Here is a 21,120-nt window from a genome sequence, read left to right on the forward strand (position 1 = left end):
GCCGTCGCGGGCAGAGCCCTCGCGTGAACGTCCTCGAAGGAGCCACCTGGGCCAGGCGGGAGGACGCGCGGCTGCTGTCCGGCCGGGGCCGCTACGTCGCCGACATCAAGGTCCCGGGCTGTCTGGACGCGGTGTTCGTGCGCTCCCGCGTCGCGCACGGCACGCTGCGCGACGTCGACTGCACCGCCGCCTGGCGGGTGCCCGGGGTGATCGGCGCCTGGTCGGCCGCGGACCTGCGGGACCTGCCGCCGTGCGGGCACGCGACGACCGACCTGCCGGACCTGCCGCCCATGCCGCACACGGTGCTGGCGAAACTGTCCTCGGACGAGGCGGTGGCCGGCCGGGAATGGCCGGTGCTGGTGAAGGACCGCGTCCGGTACCCGGGTGAGGCCGTCGCGGTCGTCGTGGGCGAGGACCGGTACCGGGCCGAGGACGGCGCGGCGGAGGTCACGTTCCGCATCGACCCGCTGCCGGCGATGGTGACGCCCACGGCGGCGCTGGAGGGCACGGTCCGCCTGTTCGACGGGCTGAGCAACATCGCCCTCGAAGGGTCGACCGGCCAACCCGTCGACGAGTCGGTGTGGCAGCGCGCGGCGGCCGTGGTCGAGGGCCGGTACCGCCAGGCGCTGCTGATGCCGACGCCGATGGAGTGCCGGACGCTGCTCGCGGTCCCCGAGGGCGACCGGCTGACGGTGTGGTCGGGGCATCAGGCGCCGCACCGGCTGCGCCGGGAACTGGCCGCCGCCCTCGGCTGGCCGATCGACCGGATCCGGGTCGTGGTGCCCGACACCGGCGGCGCGTTCGGCTCGAAGAGCGCGTCGTTCCCCGAGTACGTCGCGGTCGCGTTCCTGGCGGTGCGGCTCGGGCGGCCGGTCCGCTGGATCGAGGACCGCCTCGAGTCGATGCTGGTCGCGACCCGCGGCCGGGGCCAGGACCAGCACGTACGGCTCGCCGCCGACGCCGACGGCCACCTGCTCGCCTACGAGCTGCACATCGACGCCGACGTGGGCGCCTACCCGCACATCGGGGCGGGGCTGCCGATGCAGACCGCGTGGATGGCGACCGGCCCGTACACCACCCCGCGGGTGCACGCGACGCTGCGGTCGGTGCTGACCAACACGATGACCACCTACCCGTACCGCGGGCCCGGCCGGGCCGAGGCGACCATGGCCCTGGAACGGTCGATGGACACCCTCGCCGACCGGCTGGGCCTGGACCCGGCGGAACTGCGCCGGCGCAACCTCATCCCGCCCGACCGGTTCCCGTACCAGACACCGACCGGCCGCCGCTACGACAGCGGCAACTACGCCGCCGCGCTCGACCTGGCCCTGGAAACCCTCGGCTACGACGGGTGGCGCGCGGAGCAGACCCGGCGCCGCGCGGACCCCGACGCCCTGCCGCTGGGCATCGGGCTGTCCTGCTACGTGGAGCGCTCCGGCGGCGAACCCGGCGGGCTGCACGAGTTCGGCAGCCTCGAGGTCGACGAGGACGGCACGATCACCGCCCGGTGCGGCGCCGTCTCCAGCGGCCAGAGCCACGAGACGGTCCTGCCCGCGCTGGTCGCCACGACCCTCGGCGTGGACGAGGCCCGGGTCCGGCTGGTCGACGGCGACACCGGCGAACAGCCCGACGGGATCGGCTCCTTCGCCAGCCGGACGGCACAGGTCTCCGGCGCGCTGCTGCAGCACCTGTCCGCGCTGCTGGCCGACGAGGCCCGGGACCGGGCCGCGAAACTGTGGGACCTGCCGCCGGAGACCGTACGGTGGTCCGACGGCACCGTGCACGGCTTGCAGGACGGCGCACCGGCCATGGACCTCGCCGAGCTGGTGCGGGCCACCGGCCCGCTGCGGGTCGACGAGCGCTTCGAGTCGGGGATGGCGTTCCCGTTCGGCACCCACGCCGCGGTCGTCGAGGTGGACCCGGAGCTCGGCACCGTCCGCGTACTGCGACTGGTGATCGTGGACGACTGCGGCGTGGTCCTCAACCCGGCGGTGGTCCGCGCGCAGTCGTTCGGGTCCGCGGTGCAGGGCCTCGGCCAGGCGCTGTACGAGGGCATGTGCTTCGACGACGGCGGCGTGCCCAGGCTCGCCGACGGCCTGCTGGACTACCTGCTGCCGACGGCCGCCGAGGTCCCGCCGGTCGAGGTCCGGGACACCCGCACGCCGAGCCCCGCGACGCAGCTGGGCGCCAAGGGAGCCGGCGAGTCCGGCTGCATCGGCACCCCCGCCGCGGTGCTCAACGCCGTGGCGGACGCGCTGCGGCCCGCCGACCGGGACCTGCTGCAGCTGCCGCTCACCCCGGACCTGGTGTGGCGGGCGGCCAACGCCGCGGACCTGCGGGGGGCCGACCGGTGAAGCCACCCGTGTTCGACTACGTCGCACCACGGTCGGTCCGCGAGGCCGTCGACGCGCTCGGCGATCCCGGACGCGACGCCGCGGTCATCGCCGGCGGGCAGAGCCTGCTGCTGGAGATGCACCTGACCCGGCGGAAACCCGACCTGGTGGTCGACATCAACGGGGTCGCCGGCCTCGACGGCCTCGGCGTCGACGGCGACTCGCTGCGGGTCGGCGCCCTGGTCCGGCACGCGGCCTTCGAGGCGCCGCACGCCGTGCCGGGCCCGCTCGGCGCGCTGCTCGGGCAGGCCGTGACGAACATCGCGCACCCGCCGATCCGCACCCGCGGCACCCTGGTCGGCAGCCTCGCCTGGGCGCACCCGGCGTCGGAGTGGTGCGCGGTGGCCCTGGCCCTGGACGCCGACCTCGCCCTGCAGGACCGCGACGGCACCCGGCAGGTCGCGGCCCGCGACTACTTCCAGGGGCCGTACCAGACCGCCCGCCGCCCCCGGGAGCTGATCACGTCCGTGCGCTTCCCGCTGCTCGGCGACGACACCGGGGTCGGCTTCGTCGAGCACCGGCGCACGCACTTCAGCTTCGCCACGGTGGCCGTCGCCACGGCGCTGACCGTCCGCGACGGCGTGATCAGCGACGCCCGGATCGGGCTGGTCAACGCCGCGGACCGACCGGTGCGGGCACTGGCCGCCGAGCGGACCCTGATCGGTGCCGCGGCCGGCGAGCACCTGGCCGGCCACGCGGGCCGCACCGCCGCCGAGCGCCTGTTCGACCGCGCGGGACGCATCGCCGCCGAGCAGGACGCCGCACCGGTCGACGAGCCGTACGCCGACGCCGGATACAAGCGGCAGGCCGTCGCGGTCCTGACCGGCCGGGCCCTGCGCCGGGCGGCGACGGACCAGCGGTCGCGCGCCACCGAACGCAGGGAAGGGCCCCGATGAAGATCACCCTCAACGTCAACGCCAGGCGGTACCCGCTCGACGTGGAGCCCCGCCGGATCCTCGCCGACGTGCTGCGGGAGGACTGCCGGCTCACCGGTACCCACCTCGGCTGCGAACACGGCGTCTGCGGGGCCTGCACGGTGCTGGTGGACGGCGAGGCGGTCCGGTCCTGCCTCATGCTGGCCGTGCAGTGCGACGGCCGGTCGGTGCGCACCGTGGAGGGCCTCGCCGGGGCCGACGGCGGACCGCACCCGCTGCAGCGCGCGTTCTCCGCCGAACACGCCCTGCAGTGCGGCTTCTGCACCCCCGGCTTCCTGATGGTCGCCGCCGGCGCACTGGACGCCGACCCCGCGCTCGCCGAGCACCCGGAACGCGTCGACCGCCTGGTCGGCTCCAACCTCTGCCGGTGTACCGGCTACGAACCGATCCGGCGGGCCATCCTGCGCGCGGCGAACGACCGGCGGCCACCGGCCGCGGACGATCACGACCGTGGCACCGGCTGACGGAGGGCCCGGCCACCTCGCGGAGGTCGTCGGCGCGGCGGGCGCATAGGATCGCCGGAATGGCGCTGCGACCCGTGCACGTGAACATCAAGGCCCTCGACCACTCGGCGGTCGGCCGGTTCTGGGCGGAAGCGCTCGGCTGGCAGGTCTTCAGCGGGGCGTCCGGCGTGACCACCTACGTCGGGCCCGCCGGCGACTTCGTCTGGCCGGACCCGGTCGCCGTCGGCGTCGACGTCGTCACCGTCCCGGAGCCCAAGACCGCGGCGAAGAACCGGGTGCACCTCGACCTCGCCACCACCTCCGCGGCCCACCAGGCGGAGCTGGTCGCGCGCCTGCGGGCGCTCGGCGCGACGCCCGCCGACGTGGGCCAGGGCGACGTGCCGTGGACGGTCCTCGCCGACCCGGAGGGCAACGAGTTCTGCGTGCTGGAGCCCCGGGAGATCTACCGGGACACCGGGCCGATCGCCGCGGTGGTGGTCGACTGCGCCGACCCGCCGGCCATGGCCCGGTTCTGGAGTGCGGCGACGGACTGGACGCTGCGTTCGGTGGCCGGCGATCACGCGGTGCTGCGCTCCGCCAGGGACACCGGCCCGTATCTCGAGTTCCTCCGCACGCCCGGCAGGAAGACCGCGCCGGACCGCGTCCATCTCGACCTGCTGCCCTACCCCGGTGACGACCAGGCGGCGGAGGTGGCCCGGCTGCGGGCCCTCGGCGCCACCGACCTCGACCTCGGCCAGGGCGACGTCCCGTGGACGTGCCTGACCGACCCGGACGGCCACGAGTTCTGCGTCCTCGCCCTGCCCTGACCCGGCGCGCCGTGGCCGGTCCCGGCCGTCAGCGGCCCGGCCCCTGCCAGAACCCGTCCGGCAGCGCGGCCACCTCGGTCCCGGACCGTTCCAGGTCCGCGGCCCACGGCAGCATGCGCTGGAACGTCGGCGCACCGCCGTCGGCGAGCCGCCGGATCATCGCGGCGTTGCGCTCGACCCGTCCGATGATCGCGTCGCGGACCACGGTCCGGTCGCCGGTGTACCCATACGCGTCCAGCAGCAGGTGCAACCGCCGGTGCCGGTCGGCCCCGGCACCGAATCCGGCCTGCGCGGCGAGCTCCGCCGGGAGCAGCGGCACCCAGGTCAGCGCCGAGAACGCGAGGTCGTCCTCGCGCCGGGACGGCCCGGCGGTGTCCCAGTCCACGAAGCCGACCAGGGCGCCGTCGGCCCACACGGCATTCCACGGCGACGCGTCCAGATGCGCGATCAGCAGCCCCGGCCGCCACGGCCGGCCGGTGAACCAGACCGCGTCCTCGGCCGGCCGGAACGCCGCGGTCGCGTCGTGCAGCCGCCGAAGCCACGCACCGACCTGCCGGAGCGCGTCGTCGGAGCGCAGCCAGTCCGGCCACGGCGTGGTCTCCCCCAACGTCTGGCCGGGCAGGAACGTCACGCGTTCGCGACCCTGCTCGTCGAAGCCACGGGGCCGCGGGGCGCCGTCGAAGCCGGCGTCCTCCAGCTGCCGCAGCACCGAGTGCACGGTCGCCGTCCACGGCTGTGCGGGGCGGCGGACCTCGTCGCCGACGCGCACCGCTCCGAAACTGCGCCCGCCGGGCAGCCGTTGTTCGGTCATCCCCAGGTCTTACCGCGAGCAGCCGCCCACGGCGAGCGAATATCGACGCCGCCTATCTGTAAAGAAACTGTACGATACGGCCGGGTGATCGACCGACGTCGCGGCATCGCGGAAGGACCGGTGGCATGACAGCGCAGATCATTGTTGCCTTCGAGGGCGAGGGTTCCGGCGTCGACGACCTGTCCTGGGGCCAGCTTGACCTGTGGATGGCGATGCGGCGGCAGAACTCCTGGCTGCCCATGGGCGGCGCGACGCCGCTGCCGGCCGGCACCAGCGTCGCCGACGTCGCCGAGAACCTCCGCTACCTGATGAGCCGCTACCAGCCGATGCGGACCCGGCTGCGCTTCGACGCCGACGGCCGGCCGTCCCAGGTGGTTTCCGGCTCGGGCGAGATCGCGCTGGACGTCGTCGACGCCGGCGACGACGACCCGGCGGAGGTCGCCGACGCGGTGCGGCGGCGGTACGAGGAGACCGACTACGACTTCGAGACGCAGTGGCCGCTGCGGATGGGCGTGGTGGTGCGGGCCGGGCAGCCGACGCACCTGGTCGCCATCATGTGCCACCTGGTCACCGACGGCTCGGGCGCCGCGGTGATGATCGCCGAGTCCGCCACCCGGGTCACCACGCCGGTCAAGGGGATGCAGCCGCTGGAGCAGGCCCGGTGGCAGCGTTCGCCGGCCGGCGTCCGGCAGAACGAGGCGGCGCTGCGCTACTGGGAACGGCTGCTGCGGACCATCCCGGTGCGCCGCTTCGCCGGCTCGGACGACCCGCGCCGGCCCCGCCACTGGCGGGGCGAGTTCAGGTCCCTGGCGCTGCACCTGGCGACCCGGGCGATCGCCGACCGGGCCGGCATGGACGCCTCGCCGGTGCTGATGGCTGTCTACGGGGTGGCGCTGCACCGGATGACCGGGATCAATCCGGTGGTGTTCCGGCCCACGGTGAACAACCGGTTTCGCCCCAACCTCGCCGACGTGGTGTGCACCGTCGCCGAAAGCGGCCTGTGCGCGCTGGACGTCGCGGGGGTGCCCTTCGCCGAGGCGCTGGAGCGGACCCGGCGGGCGGCGATGACGGCGTACAAGCACGCCTACTTCCATCCGGTGGACCTGGACGAGCTGATCGCGGAGGTGGCCCGGGACCGGGGCCCGGACCTCGACCTCGGCTGCTTCTACAACGACCGCCGCATCACCGTGCGAGCGGGCACGGGCGGCCCGGCACCGACGCCGGCGCAGATCCACGAGGCGCTGTCCGGCGGCCACACCACGTTCCGCTGGACGGTCCGGCAGGACGACCCCTTCGAGCGGCTGTTCGTCCACATCGACGACGTCCCGGACACCATGCAGATCACCCTGTTCATGGACACCCATTTCGTCTCGCCCGGCGACGCGGAGGCATTCCTGCACCGGATGGAAACGGTCGCCGTCGAGGCCGCGCTCGACATGGCACCGCAGCCGGCCTGACACCGCCGCCCGCACCCGCAGGCGGTGCCGGCCGGCCAGCTCAGGGCGGGCCGCCGGCGCTGCCGGCCTCCGGCGCGAGACGGTTGACGAGCCGTGCGACGTCCCGGTTCCAGCCTTCGAGCTCAGCGACCGTCGGCGCGAGCTCATAGGTGTGGTGGTGCACGGCCCGCGACAGGCCGTGCCAGGCGGACCGGCCGATCGCGGCGATCTCCGGGTCGGCGAAGACCGGCAGCGCCAGGAGCTGGTGGCGCATGGGACGGCCCACCAGCGACGGCGCCTTGCGCTGCCAGTAGTCGCGCAGCGCCTGTTCCAGCGCGACCCTGGTGAGCGAGGCGCACGCCCGGGGCCAGCACCGCCGCAGGCTCGGCCCCGGCTGGGTCAGCAGTCCGGAAGCGGCGTCCAGAAGTGCGCGCGGGCTCATGCCGGCCGCAGCTTCCCGATGACCTGCTCCGCGTCGTTGACCAGGCCGAGCAGCGACGTCCCCCGGTGATCGCCGTGGGCGCCGCTGTTCGCCGCGGCCACGACCTTCGGCGCCGCCGGATGGAGGCGTCGCAGGCTGTCCTGGTATTCGCCCGACCGGTCCCCGCCGGGGAGCAGCGCGAGGATGAGCGTCGAGCGCAGGCCCTGGACGTTGTTCAGGGCCGCCTCGGTGTCGGCGACCGGGGTTCCCTCGCGATGGTCGCGGGTGCGGATCACCTCCTGGCAGGTGTATTCGAGGGCGTCCCGGATGAGGTTGCACACGATCGGGCCGCGGACGGCGTCGTCGAGCTCGGTGTCGTTGGCGACGGCGCGCGCGTCGTCGAGGTACCGCCACGCCGGGTTGCCGTCCCGGTCGGAGCTGATGACGACCTGCGACCGGGCCAGCCGGCTGACGGTCAGGATGCGGGCCTTGAGGCCGAGGTGCCGCACCGCGGCCGGCAGCCGGTCGTCGTGGGTGAACACGATGACCTGCCGGTGCGCCGCGACCCGGTCCAGGACCTGGGCGAGCCCGTACACCTTGACCGGGTCCATGGACTGGACGGGATCGTCGATGACCAGGAACCGGAACGGGCTCTCGGCCATCGTGGCGCGGGGCAGGAACAGCGCCAGCGCGAGGGCGTGCAGCTCGCCCTGGCTCATCACGCCCAGCGCCGCGCCCGGCGCGCCGTCGACGGTCACGTCCAGGTCGACCCGCCGGGTGGTGCCGGTGCCGGCCAACCGGATCCCGCCGAGCTCGACGTTGCTTTCCTGCCGCAGCATGTTCCAGATCTCGGTCGCCTCCTTGGCGACCGGCTCCAGCTTGTCATTGCGGATGCGTTCACCGACGCCGCGCAGCCAGGTGACCGCCTTCTGCAGCGCGGCGTACATCGCGGCCGCGTGCCGGCTGCCGCGTGCCGTGTCCGTCCAGGCCCGGATCCGGTCGGCGGCGGGCGACCACGCCTGCCGCCTGCCTTCCAGGGCCTGCCGGGCGGCGGTCACGACCGGCTGCAGGGCCGCGTCGAGCGCGTCGAACGACGCCAGCGCGCCTCCGGCGATCCTGGCCGCGTCGCCGGACCCGAGCAGCTCGTCCCAGCGCTGCCACGCGGCGCGGGCATCGGCGGTGTCGACGCCCGGGACGCCGAGGTCGAGCCGCAGCACGCCGGGCAGCGCGACGATCCCGGTGCGCAGCGCGGTGCGGGACGCCGCGACGTCGCGGTGGGCCGCGTCCAGGCGCTCGGCGCGTTCGGTGAGCCGCTCGAGCTCGGCCCGCGCCCGCGCCGCCCACGCCTCGTCCAGGATGCGACCCCCGCACACCGGACAAGGCTGATCAGGATGGTCCTGGCGGTGCTGCAGCGCGTCCCGGAGCAGGCCGGCCAGCGAGCGGGCCTCCGCCGCCGGGGTGCCCGCCAGGTCCTCGATCCGGTGCAGCGCCCCGCGGAGCCGCTCCACCTCGGCGGCCAGGTCGTCCCGCCGCGGCAGTTCGAGGACGTCGAGCTGCCGCAGCGGTCCCCACGTCGCGTCGTCGACGGGCTCGCCGGCCGCGCCGAGCTCGTCGAGCAGGTCGAGCTCGGGGACCTGCGCCGCGAGCAGCCGCTCGGCCTCGCGGGCGCGGGGATCGGGGTGTTCCGCCAGCACCGCTCGCAGCCCCGGCAGCTCCGCGGCCGCCACCTTGCGGCGGTCGTCCATCTGCTTGCGGGCGTCCTTGAGCCGCTTCTCGAGCTCGACCAGCCGTTGCAGGCCGAGGATCCGCTGGAGCGAGTCGTGCATCTCGCTGGGTTTGCCGCTCAGCAGGCCGCCGAGTTCGGCGTAGGACAGGAACGGCCGGTACAGCTCCAGCGGTGCCGCCCAGCCCAGTTCCTCGACGGACTGCCGGGGCCGGCCGGCGAGCTGGAGGAAGGCGGTGCCGTCGGCCAGTGCGGCCGGGCCGGTCCAGTGGCATTCCACCGTGGCCCCGTTGCGGTGCGACTCCACGCCGAGCCGGACCCGGATCCGCGGGTCTTCGGTGGCGTGCAGGTTCCGCCAGCCGTCCTGCCACACCGACCCCCGCTGCGACCAGCGCCGGTTGTCGCCGGTCACCGCGAACTCGGCGGCTTCGGCGAAGCTGGACTTCCCGGAGCCGTTGCGGCCGGTCACGATGGTGAGCCCGGGAGCGGGCGTCAGCGACAGGGTGGCCGGCGCGCCGATGCCCCGGAATCCCGCCACCTCGATGCTGGACAGGTAGGTCCCGATGGGCTCGGCGGCGGCGGTCGCGTCCGCCGCGCGCGCGGGTCTGGTGCTCGTGGCTCCGCCGAGGACCGCGGCGAAGTCGTCCTCGCCGAGCAGCGCGCCGTACAGCAGATCGCTCGTCGACGCGGGCAGGCTGACGGTGTCGAGGTGGGCCAGGATGAGCTCGTCGACGGTTTCGGCGTGATCGGTGGTCACAGGGGGCTCCCTCCCTTCACGAACGTTGACTGACGGACAGTCGCCTTGATCCCACGGAGCTTCGCGGCGCCCGGGGTGAAAGCACCTCCAGGAAACCTCTCACTGAAAGCATTGTCAATCAGCATTCACCACTTGAGCGTCTGGCGATGCTGTGTACAGTGATGGTCTCCGCACAACGGACAGGACCTTTGATGCCGAAGCCCGCCGCCCTGGTGACCGCCGCCGAGATCTCGCGCCTGGCCGGGGTCACGCGGGCCACGGTGAGCAACTGGCGCCGGCGCCACGCCGACTTCCCCGCGCCGGTCGGCGGCACCGACGCCAGCCCCGCCTATGACCTCACCGCAGTGCGGACCTGGCTGGCCGGCCGCGACCAGCTCCCGGCCAGCTCCCCGGCCGAGGAGCTGCGGACCGCACTGCGGGCGGTTGCCGGCGGCAGCACGGCGACCGGCAGGCTGCTGCCGCTGGTCCTCGCCGCCGACCGGCTCAGCGGCACCGACCTGCGGGCACTGGCCGAGGTTGCCGACGACAGGCTCCCGCAGCGGGCGGCGGCCGCGGTCCGCCCCCACGCCGCCGACCTCCCCGGCGTGGAGGGCCTCGCATACCGCGCCACCGACGTCGCGGCGCTGCGGGCCCTCCTGCGCTGCGTCCGGGACGAGGGGGCGACGCGGGCGATCGACGTGCTCGCCGAGCGCGGCGCCGAGGAGAGCGGCACCTACCCGACCCCCGCCCCGCTCGTCGACCTCATGGCGGACCTGCTCGCCGAGCAGTGCGAGACCTTCCCCGCGACCGTGCTCGACCCGGCCTGCGGCACCGGCGGCCTCCTCACCGCCGCCGCGCGGCGCGGGGCGCGGGAGCTGTACGGTCAGGACGTCGTTGCCGTGCAGGCGATCCAGGCCGCCGTGCGCCTCGGCGTCCTGACCCGCACCGCGACGGTCCGCGCCGGGGACAGCATGCGCGCCGACGCGTTCCCCGGCCTGGCCGCCGAGGCGGTGCTGTGCAACCCGCCGTATGGCAACCGCGACTGGGGCCACGACGAGCTGGCCTACGATCCCCGCTGGGCACACGGCCTGCCGCCGAAGGGCGAGCCGGAGCTCGCCTGGGTCCAGCACTGCCTGGCGCACCTGCGGGCGGGTGCCCCGGCGGTCCTGCTGATGCCGCCGGCCAGCGCCGAACGGGCGGCCGGGCGCCGCATCAGGGCCGAGCTCGTCCGCAGCGGGGCGCTGCGAGCCGTGGTGGCGCTCCCGGCCGGCGCCGCCGCTCCCTTCCACGTCGGGCTGCACCTGTGGCTGCTGCGACGGCCGCATCCGCAGGACACCACGCCGCACACCGTGCTCTTCGTCGACTCGGCCGAACCGGGTCACCGCCACGCCACCGCCGAGCCGGCCCGGCGGGCACCGCTGGACTGGCCCGCGACGCGGGACGCCGTCATCACCGCGTGGCGCGCCTACACCACGACCGGCGGCGACCTCGGGACCGTGCACGGCACCGCCCGTGCGGTCCCGGTCATCGACCTGCTCGACGCGTCGGTCGACCTCACGCCCGCCCGGCACGTCCGCACGAACGGCGCGACCGTCCGGCCCGACGAGCACGCCGAGACCGCCCGCGCGCTGCACGGCCGCCTGCACCAGGCGGCCGCGGCCCTGACCGCCCTCAGCGGTGCCGAGAGCTGCCCGCCGGCGGGGGCCGAGCCGCGCTCCTGGCGCACCGCCACCGTCGCCGACCTGCTCCGCGGCGGCGCGCTGACCCTGCTGCGGGCGGCCGCTCCCAGCCGTGCCGCCGACACCGACGCCGACCGACCGCCGGCCGGGGTCCGCGTCCTGACGCTGCAGGACGTGGTGCAGGGGCAGCCGCCGTCGGGGACGGCGGACGACCCGCCCGGCGCGGAGGTCGGCATCCGGGCGGGCGACGTCATCCTGCCGGAGACCCTGCGCGCCGGCCCCCACACGGTCAGGGTCGCCGACGACGGCGACACCGGACAGCTCCTCGGCCGGCATCTCTCGCTGCTCAGGCCCGACCCGCGGCGGCTCGACGCGTGGTTCCTCGCCGGTTTCCTGTCCGCCGAGGACAACGTCAACGCGGCGGCCACCGGCACGTCGATCGTCCGCGTCGACGTGCGCCGGCTCCGGGTGCCGCTGCTGCCCCTGACCGAGCAGCAGCGGTACGGTCACGCGTTCCGGCAGCTGCGGGCGCTGCGCACCGCCGCCGACCTCGCCCACCGCCTCGCCGAACAGACCGCGCACACGCTCGGGACCGGCCTCACCGCCGGCGCGCTCCTGCCGCCCGCGGCCGCACCCGCCTCCTCGTGAACCCCCGTCCGAATCCGTCCCTGTCGGGCGGGCCAGTGGAAGGAACCTGTTGAACACCAGCACGCACACGACCTTGGCCAATCACGCCTGGTCGGTCGCCGACCTGCTGCGCGGCGACTACAAGCAGTCCGACTACGGCAAGGTCATCCTGCCGTTCACGGTGCTGCGCCGCCTGGAGTGCGTCCTGGAGCCGACCAGGGCCAAGGTCTGCGAGACGTACGAGCGGCTCCGCGGGCAGGACATCGACCTGCAGAAGTTCCTCCGCAAGGCGTCCGGGCACAGCTTCTACAACATCAGCGGGTACACGCTCAAGACCGTCACCAACGACCCGAGCCAGGCGGCGAAGCACCTGAACGCCTACATCGGCGGGTTCTCCGACAACGCGCAGGAGATCCTGGAGAAGTACGACTTCGCCCAGCAGATCAAGCGCCTCGACGCGGCGGGCCTGCTCTACCGCGTGGTCGGGCGGTTCGCGGACCTCGACCTGCGCCCGTTCACGCTCGACGCCGCCGGCAAGCGGGTCGACGTCGTGTCCAACCACCAGATGGGGTACGTCTTCGAGGAGCTGATCCGCCGCTTCGCGGAGCAGTCCAACGAGACCGCCGGTGAGCACTTCACCCCGCGCGAGGTCATCGAGCTGATGGTCAACCTCCTCATCGCCCCCGACGACGACGCGCTGAGCGTGCCGGGCGTCTTCCGCAGCGTCCTGGACCCGGCGTGCGGCACCGGAGGCATGCTGAGCGCCGCCGAGGAGCACATCACCAGGCTCAACCCGGACGCGACGGTCGAGGTCTACGGCCAGGAGCTGAACCCCGAGTCCTGGGCGATCTGCCGTTCCGACATGATGATCAAAGGCCAGAACGCGGACAACATCAAGTTCGGCAACTCCTTCAGCGACGACGGCCACCAGCACGGCCGCTTCGACTACATCCTCGCCAACCCGCCGTTCGGCGTGGAGTGGAAGAAGGTGAAGGACGCGGTCGAGCACGAATACGAGACGCTGGGCGACAGCGGCCGCTTCGGTGCCGGCCTCCCCCGGGTCAACGACGGCTCCCTGCTGTTCCTGCAGCACATGCTGTCGAAGATGAAACCGGTCGGCGCCGACGGCAAGGGCGGCAGCCGCGTCGCGATCGTCTTCAACGGCTCGCCCCTGTTCAGCGGCGCGGCCGAGTCCGGCGAGTCGCGGATCCGGCAGTGGATCCTGGAGAACGACTGGCTGGAGGGCATCGTCGCGCTGCCCGACCAGCTCTTCTACAACACCGGCATCTCGACGTACTTCTGGATCCTCACCAACCGCAAGGCCAAAGGCCACCGCGGCAAGGTGATCCTGCTCGACGCCCGCGAGTCCTTCGCGAAGATGCGCAAGTCGCTCGGTGACAAGCGCAAATACCTCACCGCCGAGCACATCGCGGAGATCACCCAGCGGTACGCGGCGGCACTGGACGTCGCCGCCGACACCGACCGCCCGGCGCACGGCAATGTGAAGATCTTCCGCGGCGAGGACTTCGGCTACCAGCGCATCACCGTCGAACGCCCGCTGAGGCTGCGGTTCGAGGTCACCGAGGAGACCCTCGCCGCCGTCCGGGCGTCGAAGACGCTGGCGAAGCACGTCGACGTCGACGAGTTCGCCGACGCCGTCAAACCCCTGGCCGGCACGCAATGGGCGACGAAGGAGGCGGCGTTCGCCGGGCTGCGGGACGCGGTGCGCGCCGCGAACCTGACCTGGACGCCGAAGCAGCCGTTCCTGGCGGCGCTGCGCGACGTCATCGGCGTGCGCGACGCCGACGGCGAGCCGCAGCTGAAGGGCGACGTCATCGAACCGGACCCCGAGCTGCGCGACTACGAGAACGTGCCGCTCGGTGAGGACGTCCACGAATACCTGCGGCGCGAGGTGCTGCCGTACGCACCGGACTCCCGCATCGACCCGGAGAAGACCAGGATCGGCTACGAGATCCCTTTCACCCGCCACTTCTACGTGTACCAGCCGCCCCGCCGGCTGGCGGAGATCGACGCCGAGCTCAAGACGCTGGAGGCGGAGATCCAGGCCATGCTCGGTGAGGTGACCGGACAGTGACCACGGCCTCGGTTCGGCTCAGGTATCTGCTGCGGCCCCGCGACGAGGTCGGACGGCCGGACCTGCAGGTGCTGTCCGTCTACCGCGACTACGGCGTGATCCCGAAGTCGTCGCGGGACGACAACTTCAACAAGACCCCCGTGGACCTGTCGCGGTATCAGGTGGTCCGGCCCGGCGACCTGGTCGTCAACAAGATGAAGGCGTGGCAGGGGTCCCTGGCGGTCTCGCAGCATCACGGCATCGTCAGCCCCGACTACCTGGTGTGCGCGGTCAGCTCGGCGGTGCATGCCGGCTACCTGCACTTCCTGCTGCGATCCCGGCCGCTGATCAGCCAGTTCCTGCTGCGGTCCAAGGGCATCCGCCCCGCGCAGTGGCGCCTGTACTGGGACGACCTCGCCGACATCGCGGTCCAGCTGCCGCCGCGGGAGGAGCAGCGCCACATCGCCGGTTTCCTCGGCGCCGAGACCGCCCGCATCGACGAGCTGCACGCCAGGCGCGAGCGACAGCGTCAGCTGCTCGACGAACGGCACCTCACCGCCGTGTTCGAAGCCGTCGTCGGGCTCGACGAGCCGGCCGAACGCCGCGACTCCGGCATCGCCTGGCTCGGCAGCGTCCCGCGGAGCTGGCCGGTCATGGCGGTCGGGCACCAGTTCGAGGTACTGCTCGGCAAGATGCTCAACCAGGAACGGGCGCACGGCAGCAGCCTGCGACCGTATCTGCGGAACACGAACGTGCAGTGGGACCGGATCCTCACCGACGACCTGCTGGAGATGGACTTCCCACCCGGCGAGCAGGTCCGCTACCGGGTCCTGCCCGGCGACCTCATGATCTGCGAGGGCGGCGAGCCGGGACGGGCAGCGATCTGGGACGGCGCGGTCGGGGAGATCTACTACCAGAAGGCGCTGCACCGGGCCCGGCCGCGCGGCTACAGCTCGCCCCGCTGGTTGTTCTACTGCATGCGGGCCGCCACCGCGCTCAACGTCTTCGCGGTGGAGGGCAACACCACCACCATCGCGCACCTGACGAGCGAGCAGCTGCGGGCGCACCGCTTCCCGTTCCCCGACCGGGCCACCCAGGACAGGCTGGTGGCGGGGCTGGACGCGGGCAGCGCCCGGCAGCACCGGCTGATCACCCAGCTCGGCAGGCAGCAGGCGTTGCTCAGCGAGCGGCGCCAGGCGCTCATCGCCGCCGCCGTCACCGGTCAGCTCGACGTGTCCACCGCGAGCGGCCGAGGAATCGAGGACTGAGCGCCATGAGCCCCATCCATCACGAGTCCGTGTTCGGCGACGCCATCGTCGCCTCCCTCCGCGACGACGGCGGATGGGAGCTCGGCGACAACGCCGACTACGACGCCGCCCTCGGCCTGGACCCGCGGCAGTTGTTCGCGTTCGTCGAGGACACCCAGGCCGCCGAGTGGTCGGAGCTGACCGGCTACTACGGCGGCGACCCGGGCGCCGCGCGGCAGGGGTTCGCCAAGCGGCTGGCGCAGGCGATCACGAACGATGGTGTCCTCGACGTCCTGCGCAAGGGCGTCAAGGACCACGGCGTGCGGATCCGGGTCGCGTACTTCAAGCCGTCCTTCGTCGAGTCCGACGCCATCCTCGCCGACTACCGGCGCAACCGGCTGACGGTGGTCAAGGAGCTGGAGTACGCCACCAAGCAGGCCGACAAGGGCAACCGCCTCGACCTGACGCTGTTCGTCAACGGCATCCCGGTTGCGACCGCCGAGCTGAAGAACCCGCTCACCGGGCAGGGCGTCGAGCACGCGAAACACCAGTACCGCACCGACCGTGACCCGACGGAGCTGCTGTTCGCGCACCGGGTGGTGGCCAACTTCGCGGTCGACCCGGATCTGGTGTTCGTCACGACGCAGCTGCGGGGTGCGAAAACCCGCTTCCTGCCGTTCAACACCGGCTCCGAAGGACCCGGCAAGCCCGGCGGCAAGGGCAACCCACCGGCCACCGCGTTCGGCACCTACCCGACCTCGTACCTCTGGGAAGAGGTGTGGCAGCGCGACAACTGGCTGGAGCTGCTGGAGCGCTTCGTGCACCTGCACAAGGAGAAGAGCGCCGACGGGCGCAGCCGCCGCACGACGGTCTTCCCCCGCTACCACCAGTGGCACGTGGTGCAGCGGCTGGTCGCGCACATCGCGCGGCACGGCGCGGGCCACAACTACCTGGTGATGGCGTCCGCGGGTTCGGGCAAGTCGAACACGATCGCGTGGCTCGGCCACCGCCTGTCGTCGCTGCACACCGCCGGCGACCCCGCCGGGCTCGACCCGGACGCGGTGCTGGCCGGCCTGCGGCCGGGCACCCCGGTGTTCGACAAGGTCGTCATCATCACCGACCGGCGCAACCTTGACGCGCAGCTGCGGGAGACGGTCGGCAGCTTCGAGCAGACCGCCGGGCTCGTGGTGAAGATCGACGAGAAGCTCGGCGCGAAGTCGGAGCAGCTGGCGAAGGCGCTCTCCCAGGAGACGGGGAAGATCGTCACGGTCACGCTGCACACGTTCCCGGCGCTGGTGGAGTACCTCAAGCGGGAGCCGACGGAGATCCAGGGCCGCCGGTTCGCGATCGTCGTGGATGAGGCGCACTCGTCGCAGTCCGGTGACGCGGCCACCGCGGTGCGGGCGGTGCTGCGCGACCTCGGCCTGGACGCGGACGCCGACGAGGCCGGCGCGACCAGCGTGGCGGCGGGCACCGAGGCGAAGCTGGCGGCGAACGCGGCCAAACGCCGGCGGGCGGCGAACCTGTCCTACTTCGCGTTCACCGCGACCCCCAAGGCGAAGACCCTCGAGCTGTTCGGCACGCCCGACGACACCGGGGTGTACCGGCCGTTCCACACGTACTCGATGCGCCAGGCGATCGAGGAGGGCTTCATCCTCGACCCGCTGCGCAACTACGTCACGTACGGCACGTACTGGAAGCTGGTCAACGAGAACCCGGACGAGCGGGAGGTCGACCCGAAGAAGGCGAACTCGCTGCTCGCCCGCTACGCGCTGACCCACGACTCGACGGTCGCGCAGCACGCGCAGATCATCGTCGAGCACTTCCAGGCGCACACCGCCGGGCGGCTCGGCGGCCGGGCGAAGGCGATGGTGGTCACCGCGTCGCGGCACAGCGCCGTGCAGATGTCCCGTTCGATCAAGCGGTACGTCGACGACCGCGGCTACAAAGACCTCGGCGTGCTCGTGGCGTTCTCCGGCACGCTCACCTACGACGGCGACGACACGACCGAGTCGCAGGAGAACGGCGGGCTGCCGGAGACCGCGCTGCCGAAGGCGTTCGCCTACACCCGGGCCGACGACAAGTTGTCGCGCTCCGGCGGCACCGGCCAGCGCGAGTTCCGCATCCTCGTGGTGGCGGAGAAGTACCAGACCGGGTTCGACCAGCCGCTGCTCACCACCATGTACGTCAACAAGAAGCTCACCGGCATCTCGGCCGTGCAGACGCTGTCACGGTTGAATCGGACCGCGGAACGCAAGAGCCAGGCCGACCTCGCCGTGCTGGACTTCGTGAACGACGCCGAGGACGTGAAGGACTCGTTCCGGGAGTTCTTCGAGGAGGCGGCGACCATGCCGTCGGATCCGAACCTGCTGTACACCGCGCAGGGCAGGGTGATGTCGCCGCCGCTGCTGGTCGAGGCGGAGATGCAGGCGTTCGTGGAGGCGTACCTGGCCGCCGAGGAACTCGCCGCCGGCAACACGGCGAAGTGGGAGAAGCTGCACGCGGAGCTGTACCGGCACATGGGTCCGGCCGTCGCCCGCTTCGGCGCGCTGCTGGACAGCGACGACGAGGAGGACCAGCAGACCGCCGAGGCGTTCCGCGCGGACCTCAACGACTACGTGCGCAAGTACGGCTTCCTGTCCCAGGTCGTGCCCTACACCGACGCGGAGCTGGAACGGCTGTACCTCTACGGCCGGCACCTGCTCAACCGGCTGCCGCGCCGCCGGGACGGCGGCGTCGACATCGGCGACGTCGACCTCACCCACCTGCGGGTGACGCACACCGGCGACCACGACGTGAGCCTGGTCCCCGAGGGACCGGTCATGCTGAAGGGCTTCGGCGACGGCACCAGCGGCGCCAAGGACGCGGCCAAGTCGCTGCTGTCCGAGCTGATCGAGCAGTTCAACGAGAAGTACGGCACCGCGTTCACCGAGCAGGACGTCATCAAACCCTTCACCGAGGCGATGGCCGAACCCAGGGCGCGCCTCGCCGCGGTCGCCAACGACGAAGAGGCGTTCGGCCACGTCTTCATCCCGATCTTCGAGGACAAGATGATGGACCACTTCGACACCATCGCCGACATCGGCCGGCAGTACTTCGGCCCGGAGCCGGACTTCCGCAGCTCCCTCAACCGCAGTGCCCGCAGCGCCGCCTGGCAGATGATCCGCCGGCAGGAGGGCGTCGTCGACGACACGCCCTGACCGTCCCGGCACGAGCATCGACCACCTGACATACCCCTCCCCCGATGAAAGCGGGAACCAGTGCGGGCAGAGCCGATCGCCGGCCGGTACGAGCTCGTCGAGCAGCTCGACACGGGCGGCATGGGGCAGGTGTGGCGCGGCTACGACGGCGTCCTCGACCGTGAGGTCGCCGTCAAGCTCATCCGCACCGACGTCATCTCCTCCCAGGAGCAGGCGGAGGAGTTCGCCAGGCGCTTCCGCCGCGAGGCCAGGGTGACCGCCCGGATCCGGCACCACGGCGTGCCGCAGGTCTACGACGCGGTCCTGGACCGCTCCTACGACCAGGTGTACCTGGTGATGGAGCTCGTCCACGGCACGTCCCTGCGCGAGTTCGTCGACCCGCGGCGGCCGCTGCCGATCACCTGGGCCGCGGCGATCGCGGCGCAGGTCAGCACCGTGCTGTCCCACGCGCACGCCGTCCCGGTCGTGCACCGCGACCTGAAGCCCGGCAACGTCCTGGTGTCCGCAACCGGCGAGGTCAAGCTCCTCGACTTCGGCATCGCCGCGATCCTGCGCACCGACGTCACCCGCCTCACCGTGACCGGCAACCCGGTCGGCACCAGCCGGTACATGTCACCCGAGCAGATCCAGGGCGTCCAGATCACCCCGCACAGCGACCTCTACGCCCTCGGCTGCGTGCTGCACGAGCTGCTGTGCGGACGGTCCGTGTTCGACGGCGCCAACGAGTTCCAGCTGATGCAGCAGCACGTCTACGAGGCACCGCGGCCGGTGCGCCGGCTGCGCCCGGACGTGCCCGAGGCACTGGCGCAGCTGGTGCTCGACCTGCTGGCCAAGGTGCCGGAGCAGCGCCCGGCGGACGCCTACGACGTCTACGAGCGGCTGCTGCCGTTCCTGCCCCCGCCCGGGTCCACTCCCCCGGCGGCCGAGCAGGGCCCGAGCGGGATGCCGGACCCCACCCTGCTGTACCGCCGGCCGAACGCGCCACGCCCCCGCCCGGTCGCCGCCACGCCGCCGCCCGTCCCCGCGACCCAACCGGCCGCGGTCCTCGCCACCGGCGTGCGGGACGCGATCAAGGCGGCGGTGGCGCGGTCCGACGCGCTGCTGGCCGAGGAGCGCTTCGCCCAGGCCGCGGAGGTCCTGCAGGACGTGATCACCCCGGCCGCCGCCGCGCTCGGCCCGGAAAGCCCCCGCGTGCTGAGGCTCCGCGAACGCCGGGCCGCCGTCCTCGTGCTGAGCGGCGACTTCCGGCGGGCACTGCCCGAGTTCGACGCCCTCACCGACGCGTACACCCGGACCGCCGGCCCGGCGAGCACCGACGCCCTGCAGTGCCTGCGACAGGCCGCCTACTGCCGGGCGGGACTCGGCCAGGCCACGACCGCCCTGCACCAGTTCCGGCAGGTGCTCGACCAGGCCCGCCTGACCGGCGGCGACGTCAGCCCCACCGCCATCGACCTGCGCCGCACCATCGGCATGCTGCTGCTGTCCGAAGGCAGGACCGCCGAGGCGCTGACCGAACTCCAGCAGCTCCACGACGATCTCAACCTGGTCGACCCCGACCACGAGGACCTCGAAGAGGTCGCGAACGTCCTGGCCCGCCACCGGCTCGCCGGCGGCTGAGGCTCACCGGCGGGCGGGACGCCCGCCGGCGTGATCATTCGAACGACGTGGCGGCCAGGCCGGCCTCCGGCAGGTCGGGTGTGCGGAAGCCGAACAGCCGGCCCCGCCGCACGGTGGCCCGTGCCGTGACCGACAGGTGCGTGGTGACGCCGCGCGGCGCCCGCACCACGAGCACGAGCCGCCAGCTCCCGTCGATGGCCAGGCCGGGCGTGCGCTGGAACCGCCAGGCCGGGTCGGACCGCAGCAGCCGCAGCGCCTCGAGGAACACCTGCGAGGACGGGCTGGCCGTGGTGCGCTCGACCGATCCGAGGGTGGCGTCGACGCCGAGCAGGCCGAGCTTCGGGCCGAGCGCGTACTTCGTCGTCAGCTGCGCCGGATCCACGACCCGCTCCGGCGCCATCGACCAGGCGACCGCGGGTGCCACGCCGGCGTCGTTGGACAGGCGCAGGTGCAGCTCGGCCGACTGCAGCGGCGGCTCGTCCGGGCCCGCCGTCGCCGTGAAGGCGAGGTGCACCAGATGGTAGCGGTGCTGCTCGCCGTCCTGCTCGACGAACGCCCGCAGGTCCCGGTCCTCGCCGACGGTCGCCGCGGTCAGCGGCACCGCGAGAGGGCCGCCGAGGAACAGCCGGCGCGGCGGCTCCGGTGGCACGTCGTCGGGGCCGCGGACGACGGTGTCGTCGTCGACGAGCGGCAGCGGCACGGCGGCGAGGTCGGGCAGGTCGAGCTCCAGCATGCGGCGGGTTCCTTTACTGTTCGCGGGCGGCGCGCTCGTACAGGTGCGCGGCCCTGATCAGGTCGTGGTGCGACTGGTGGATCTCGGCGGCCCGCTTCAGGTCCCCGGCTGCCTCGGCGGCGAGGGCGTCGTCGCGCCAGTCCCGGCGCCGGGGGCGTCGCCCGCCGCCACCGCGCAGCACCCGCCCGCTCGGCACCGCGGGGGCGGCCCCGTCGGCG

General features: G+C 73.2%; 15 protein-coding genes. 10 read left to right on the plus strand and 5 right to left on the minus strand.

The window, feature by feature from the left end; translation table 11 throughout:
• Positions 1-23: 23 nt before the first annotated feature.
• Genes AB0K00_RS44930 through AB0K00_RS44945 form a run of 4 tightly spaced genes read left to right on the plus strand, consistent with a single transcriptional unit; the run spans position 24 to position 4,598 of the window.
• The gene (locus AB0K00_RS44930) at positions 24-2,354 is read left to right on the plus strand and encodes a xanthine dehydrogenase family protein molybdopterin-binding subunit (protein WP_363534916.1); all 2,331 of its coding nucleotides are present in this window, start codon (positions 24-26) and stop codon (positions 2,352-2,354) included.
• The gene (locus tag AB0K00_RS44935) at positions 2,351-3,289 is read left to right on the plus strand and encodes an FAD binding domain-containing protein (protein WP_363534919.1); all 939 of its coding nucleotides are present in this window, start codon (positions 2,351-2,353) and stop codon (positions 3,287-3,289) included. The genes AB0K00_RS44930 and AB0K00_RS44935 overlap by 4 nt, the downstream gene beginning before the upstream one ends.
• Positions 3,286-3,792, plus strand: coding sequence for a (2Fe-2S)-binding protein (locus AB0K00_RS44940; protein ID WP_363534922.1), 507 nt, complete (start codon positions 3,286-3,288; stop codon positions 3,790-3,792). Before AB0K00_RS44935 ends, AB0K00_RS44940 begins: the two co-directional genes overlap by 4 nt.
• Before the next feature lie 59 nt (positions 3,793-3,851).
• Positions 3,852-4,598, plus strand: a complete 747-nt coding sequence (locus AB0K00_RS44945; protein ID WP_363534925.1) for a VOC family protein — start codon at positions 3,852-3,854, stop codon at positions 4,596-4,598.
• A 28-nt stretch (positions 4,599-4,626) separates the two neighbouring features.
• Here AB0K00_RS44945 and AB0K00_RS44950 read toward each other — a convergent pair whose 3' ends face one another.
• On the minus strand, positions 4,627-5,409 hold the full coding sequence (locus tag AB0K00_RS44950; protein WP_363534928.1) for a phosphotransferase: 783 nt from the start codon (positions 5,407-5,409) through the stop codon (positions 4,627-4,629).
• A 125-nt stretch (positions 5,410-5,534) separates the two neighbouring features.
• On the opposite strand from AB0K00_RS44950, the gene AB0K00_RS44955 reads away from it, so the two are divergent.
• The gene (locus AB0K00_RS44955) at positions 5,535-6,866 is read left to right on the plus strand and encodes a condensation domain-containing protein (RefSeq protein ID WP_363534931.1); all 1,332 of its coding nucleotides are present in this window, start codon (positions 5,535-5,537) and stop codon (positions 6,864-6,866) included.
• 40 nt (positions 6,867-6,906) lie between these two features.
• Here the strand turns inward: AB0K00_RS44955 and AB0K00_RS44960 are convergent, their stop codons facing one another.
• Complete coding sequence (locus tag AB0K00_RS44960) at positions 6,907-7,287, minus strand: hypothetical protein (RefSeq protein ID WP_363534934.1); 381 nt, start codon at positions 7,285-7,287, stop codon at positions 6,907-6,909.
• Positions 7,284-9,746, minus strand: coding sequence for an AAA family ATPase (locus tag AB0K00_RS44965; RefSeq protein ID WP_363534937.1), 2,463 nt, complete (start codon positions 9,744-9,746; stop codon positions 7,284-7,286). The genes AB0K00_RS44960 and AB0K00_RS44965 overlap by 4 nt, the downstream gene beginning before the upstream one ends.
• A 191-nt stretch (positions 9,747-9,937) precedes the next feature.
• Between AB0K00_RS44965 and AB0K00_RS44970 the strand changes: the two genes are divergently transcribed.
• From AB0K00_RS44970 to AB0K00_RS44990, 5 genes are read left to right on the plus strand one after another with little or no spacing between them, the layout of a single operon-like run.
• Positions 9,938-12,052 carry an N-6 DNA methylase gene (locus AB0K00_RS44970; RefSeq protein ID WP_363534940.1) on the plus strand — a complete coding sequence of 705 codons (2,115 nt, stop codon included), beginning with the start codon at positions 9,938-9,940 and terminating at the stop codon, positions 12,050-12,052.
• 49 nt (positions 12,053-12,101) lie between these two features.
• Complete coding sequence (locus AB0K00_RS44975; RefSeq protein ID WP_363534943.1) at positions 12,102-14,126, plus strand: class I SAM-dependent DNA methyltransferase; 2,025 nt, start codon at positions 12,102-12,104, stop codon at positions 14,124-14,126.
• Positions 14,123-15,373: a hypothetical protein gene (locus AB0K00_RS44980; protein ID WP_363534946.1), complete on the plus strand. Its 1,251-nt coding sequence runs from the start codon at positions 14,123-14,125 to the stop codon at positions 15,371-15,373. Before AB0K00_RS44975 ends, AB0K00_RS44980 begins: the two co-directional genes overlap by 4 nt.
• A gap of 5 nt (positions 15,374-15,378) precedes the next feature.
• Positions 15,379-18,552 (plus strand): type I restriction endonuclease, encoded by a 3,174-nt coding sequence (locus tag AB0K00_RS44985; RefSeq protein ID WP_363534949.1) that lies wholly within the window; start codon positions 15,379-15,381, stop codon positions 18,550-18,552.
• Positions 18,553-18,612: 60 nt separating this feature from the next.
• Positions 18,613-20,169, plus strand: coding sequence for a protein kinase (locus tag AB0K00_RS44990; RefSeq protein ID WP_363534951.1), 1,557 nt, complete (start codon positions 18,613-18,615; stop codon positions 20,167-20,169).
• Between the two features lie 34 nt (positions 20,170-20,203).
• Here the strand turns inward: AB0K00_RS44990 and AB0K00_RS44995 are convergent, their stop codons facing one another.
• Positions 20,204-20,902, minus strand: coding sequence for a hypothetical protein (locus tag AB0K00_RS44995; RefSeq protein WP_363534954.1), 699 nt, complete (start codon positions 20,900-20,902; stop codon positions 20,204-20,206).
• A gap of 13 nt (positions 20,903-20,915) precedes the next feature.
• Positions 20,916-21,120: hypothetical protein (locus AB0K00_RS45000; protein ID WP_363534957.1), on the minus strand; the 205-nt coding region annotated here is incomplete at its 5' end.

It is taken from the genome of Dactylosporangium sp. NPDC049525, assembly GCF_040676755.1.
Classification (GTDB): domain Bacteria; phylum Actinomycetota; class Actinomycetes; order Mycobacteriales; family Micromonosporaceae; genus Dactylosporangium.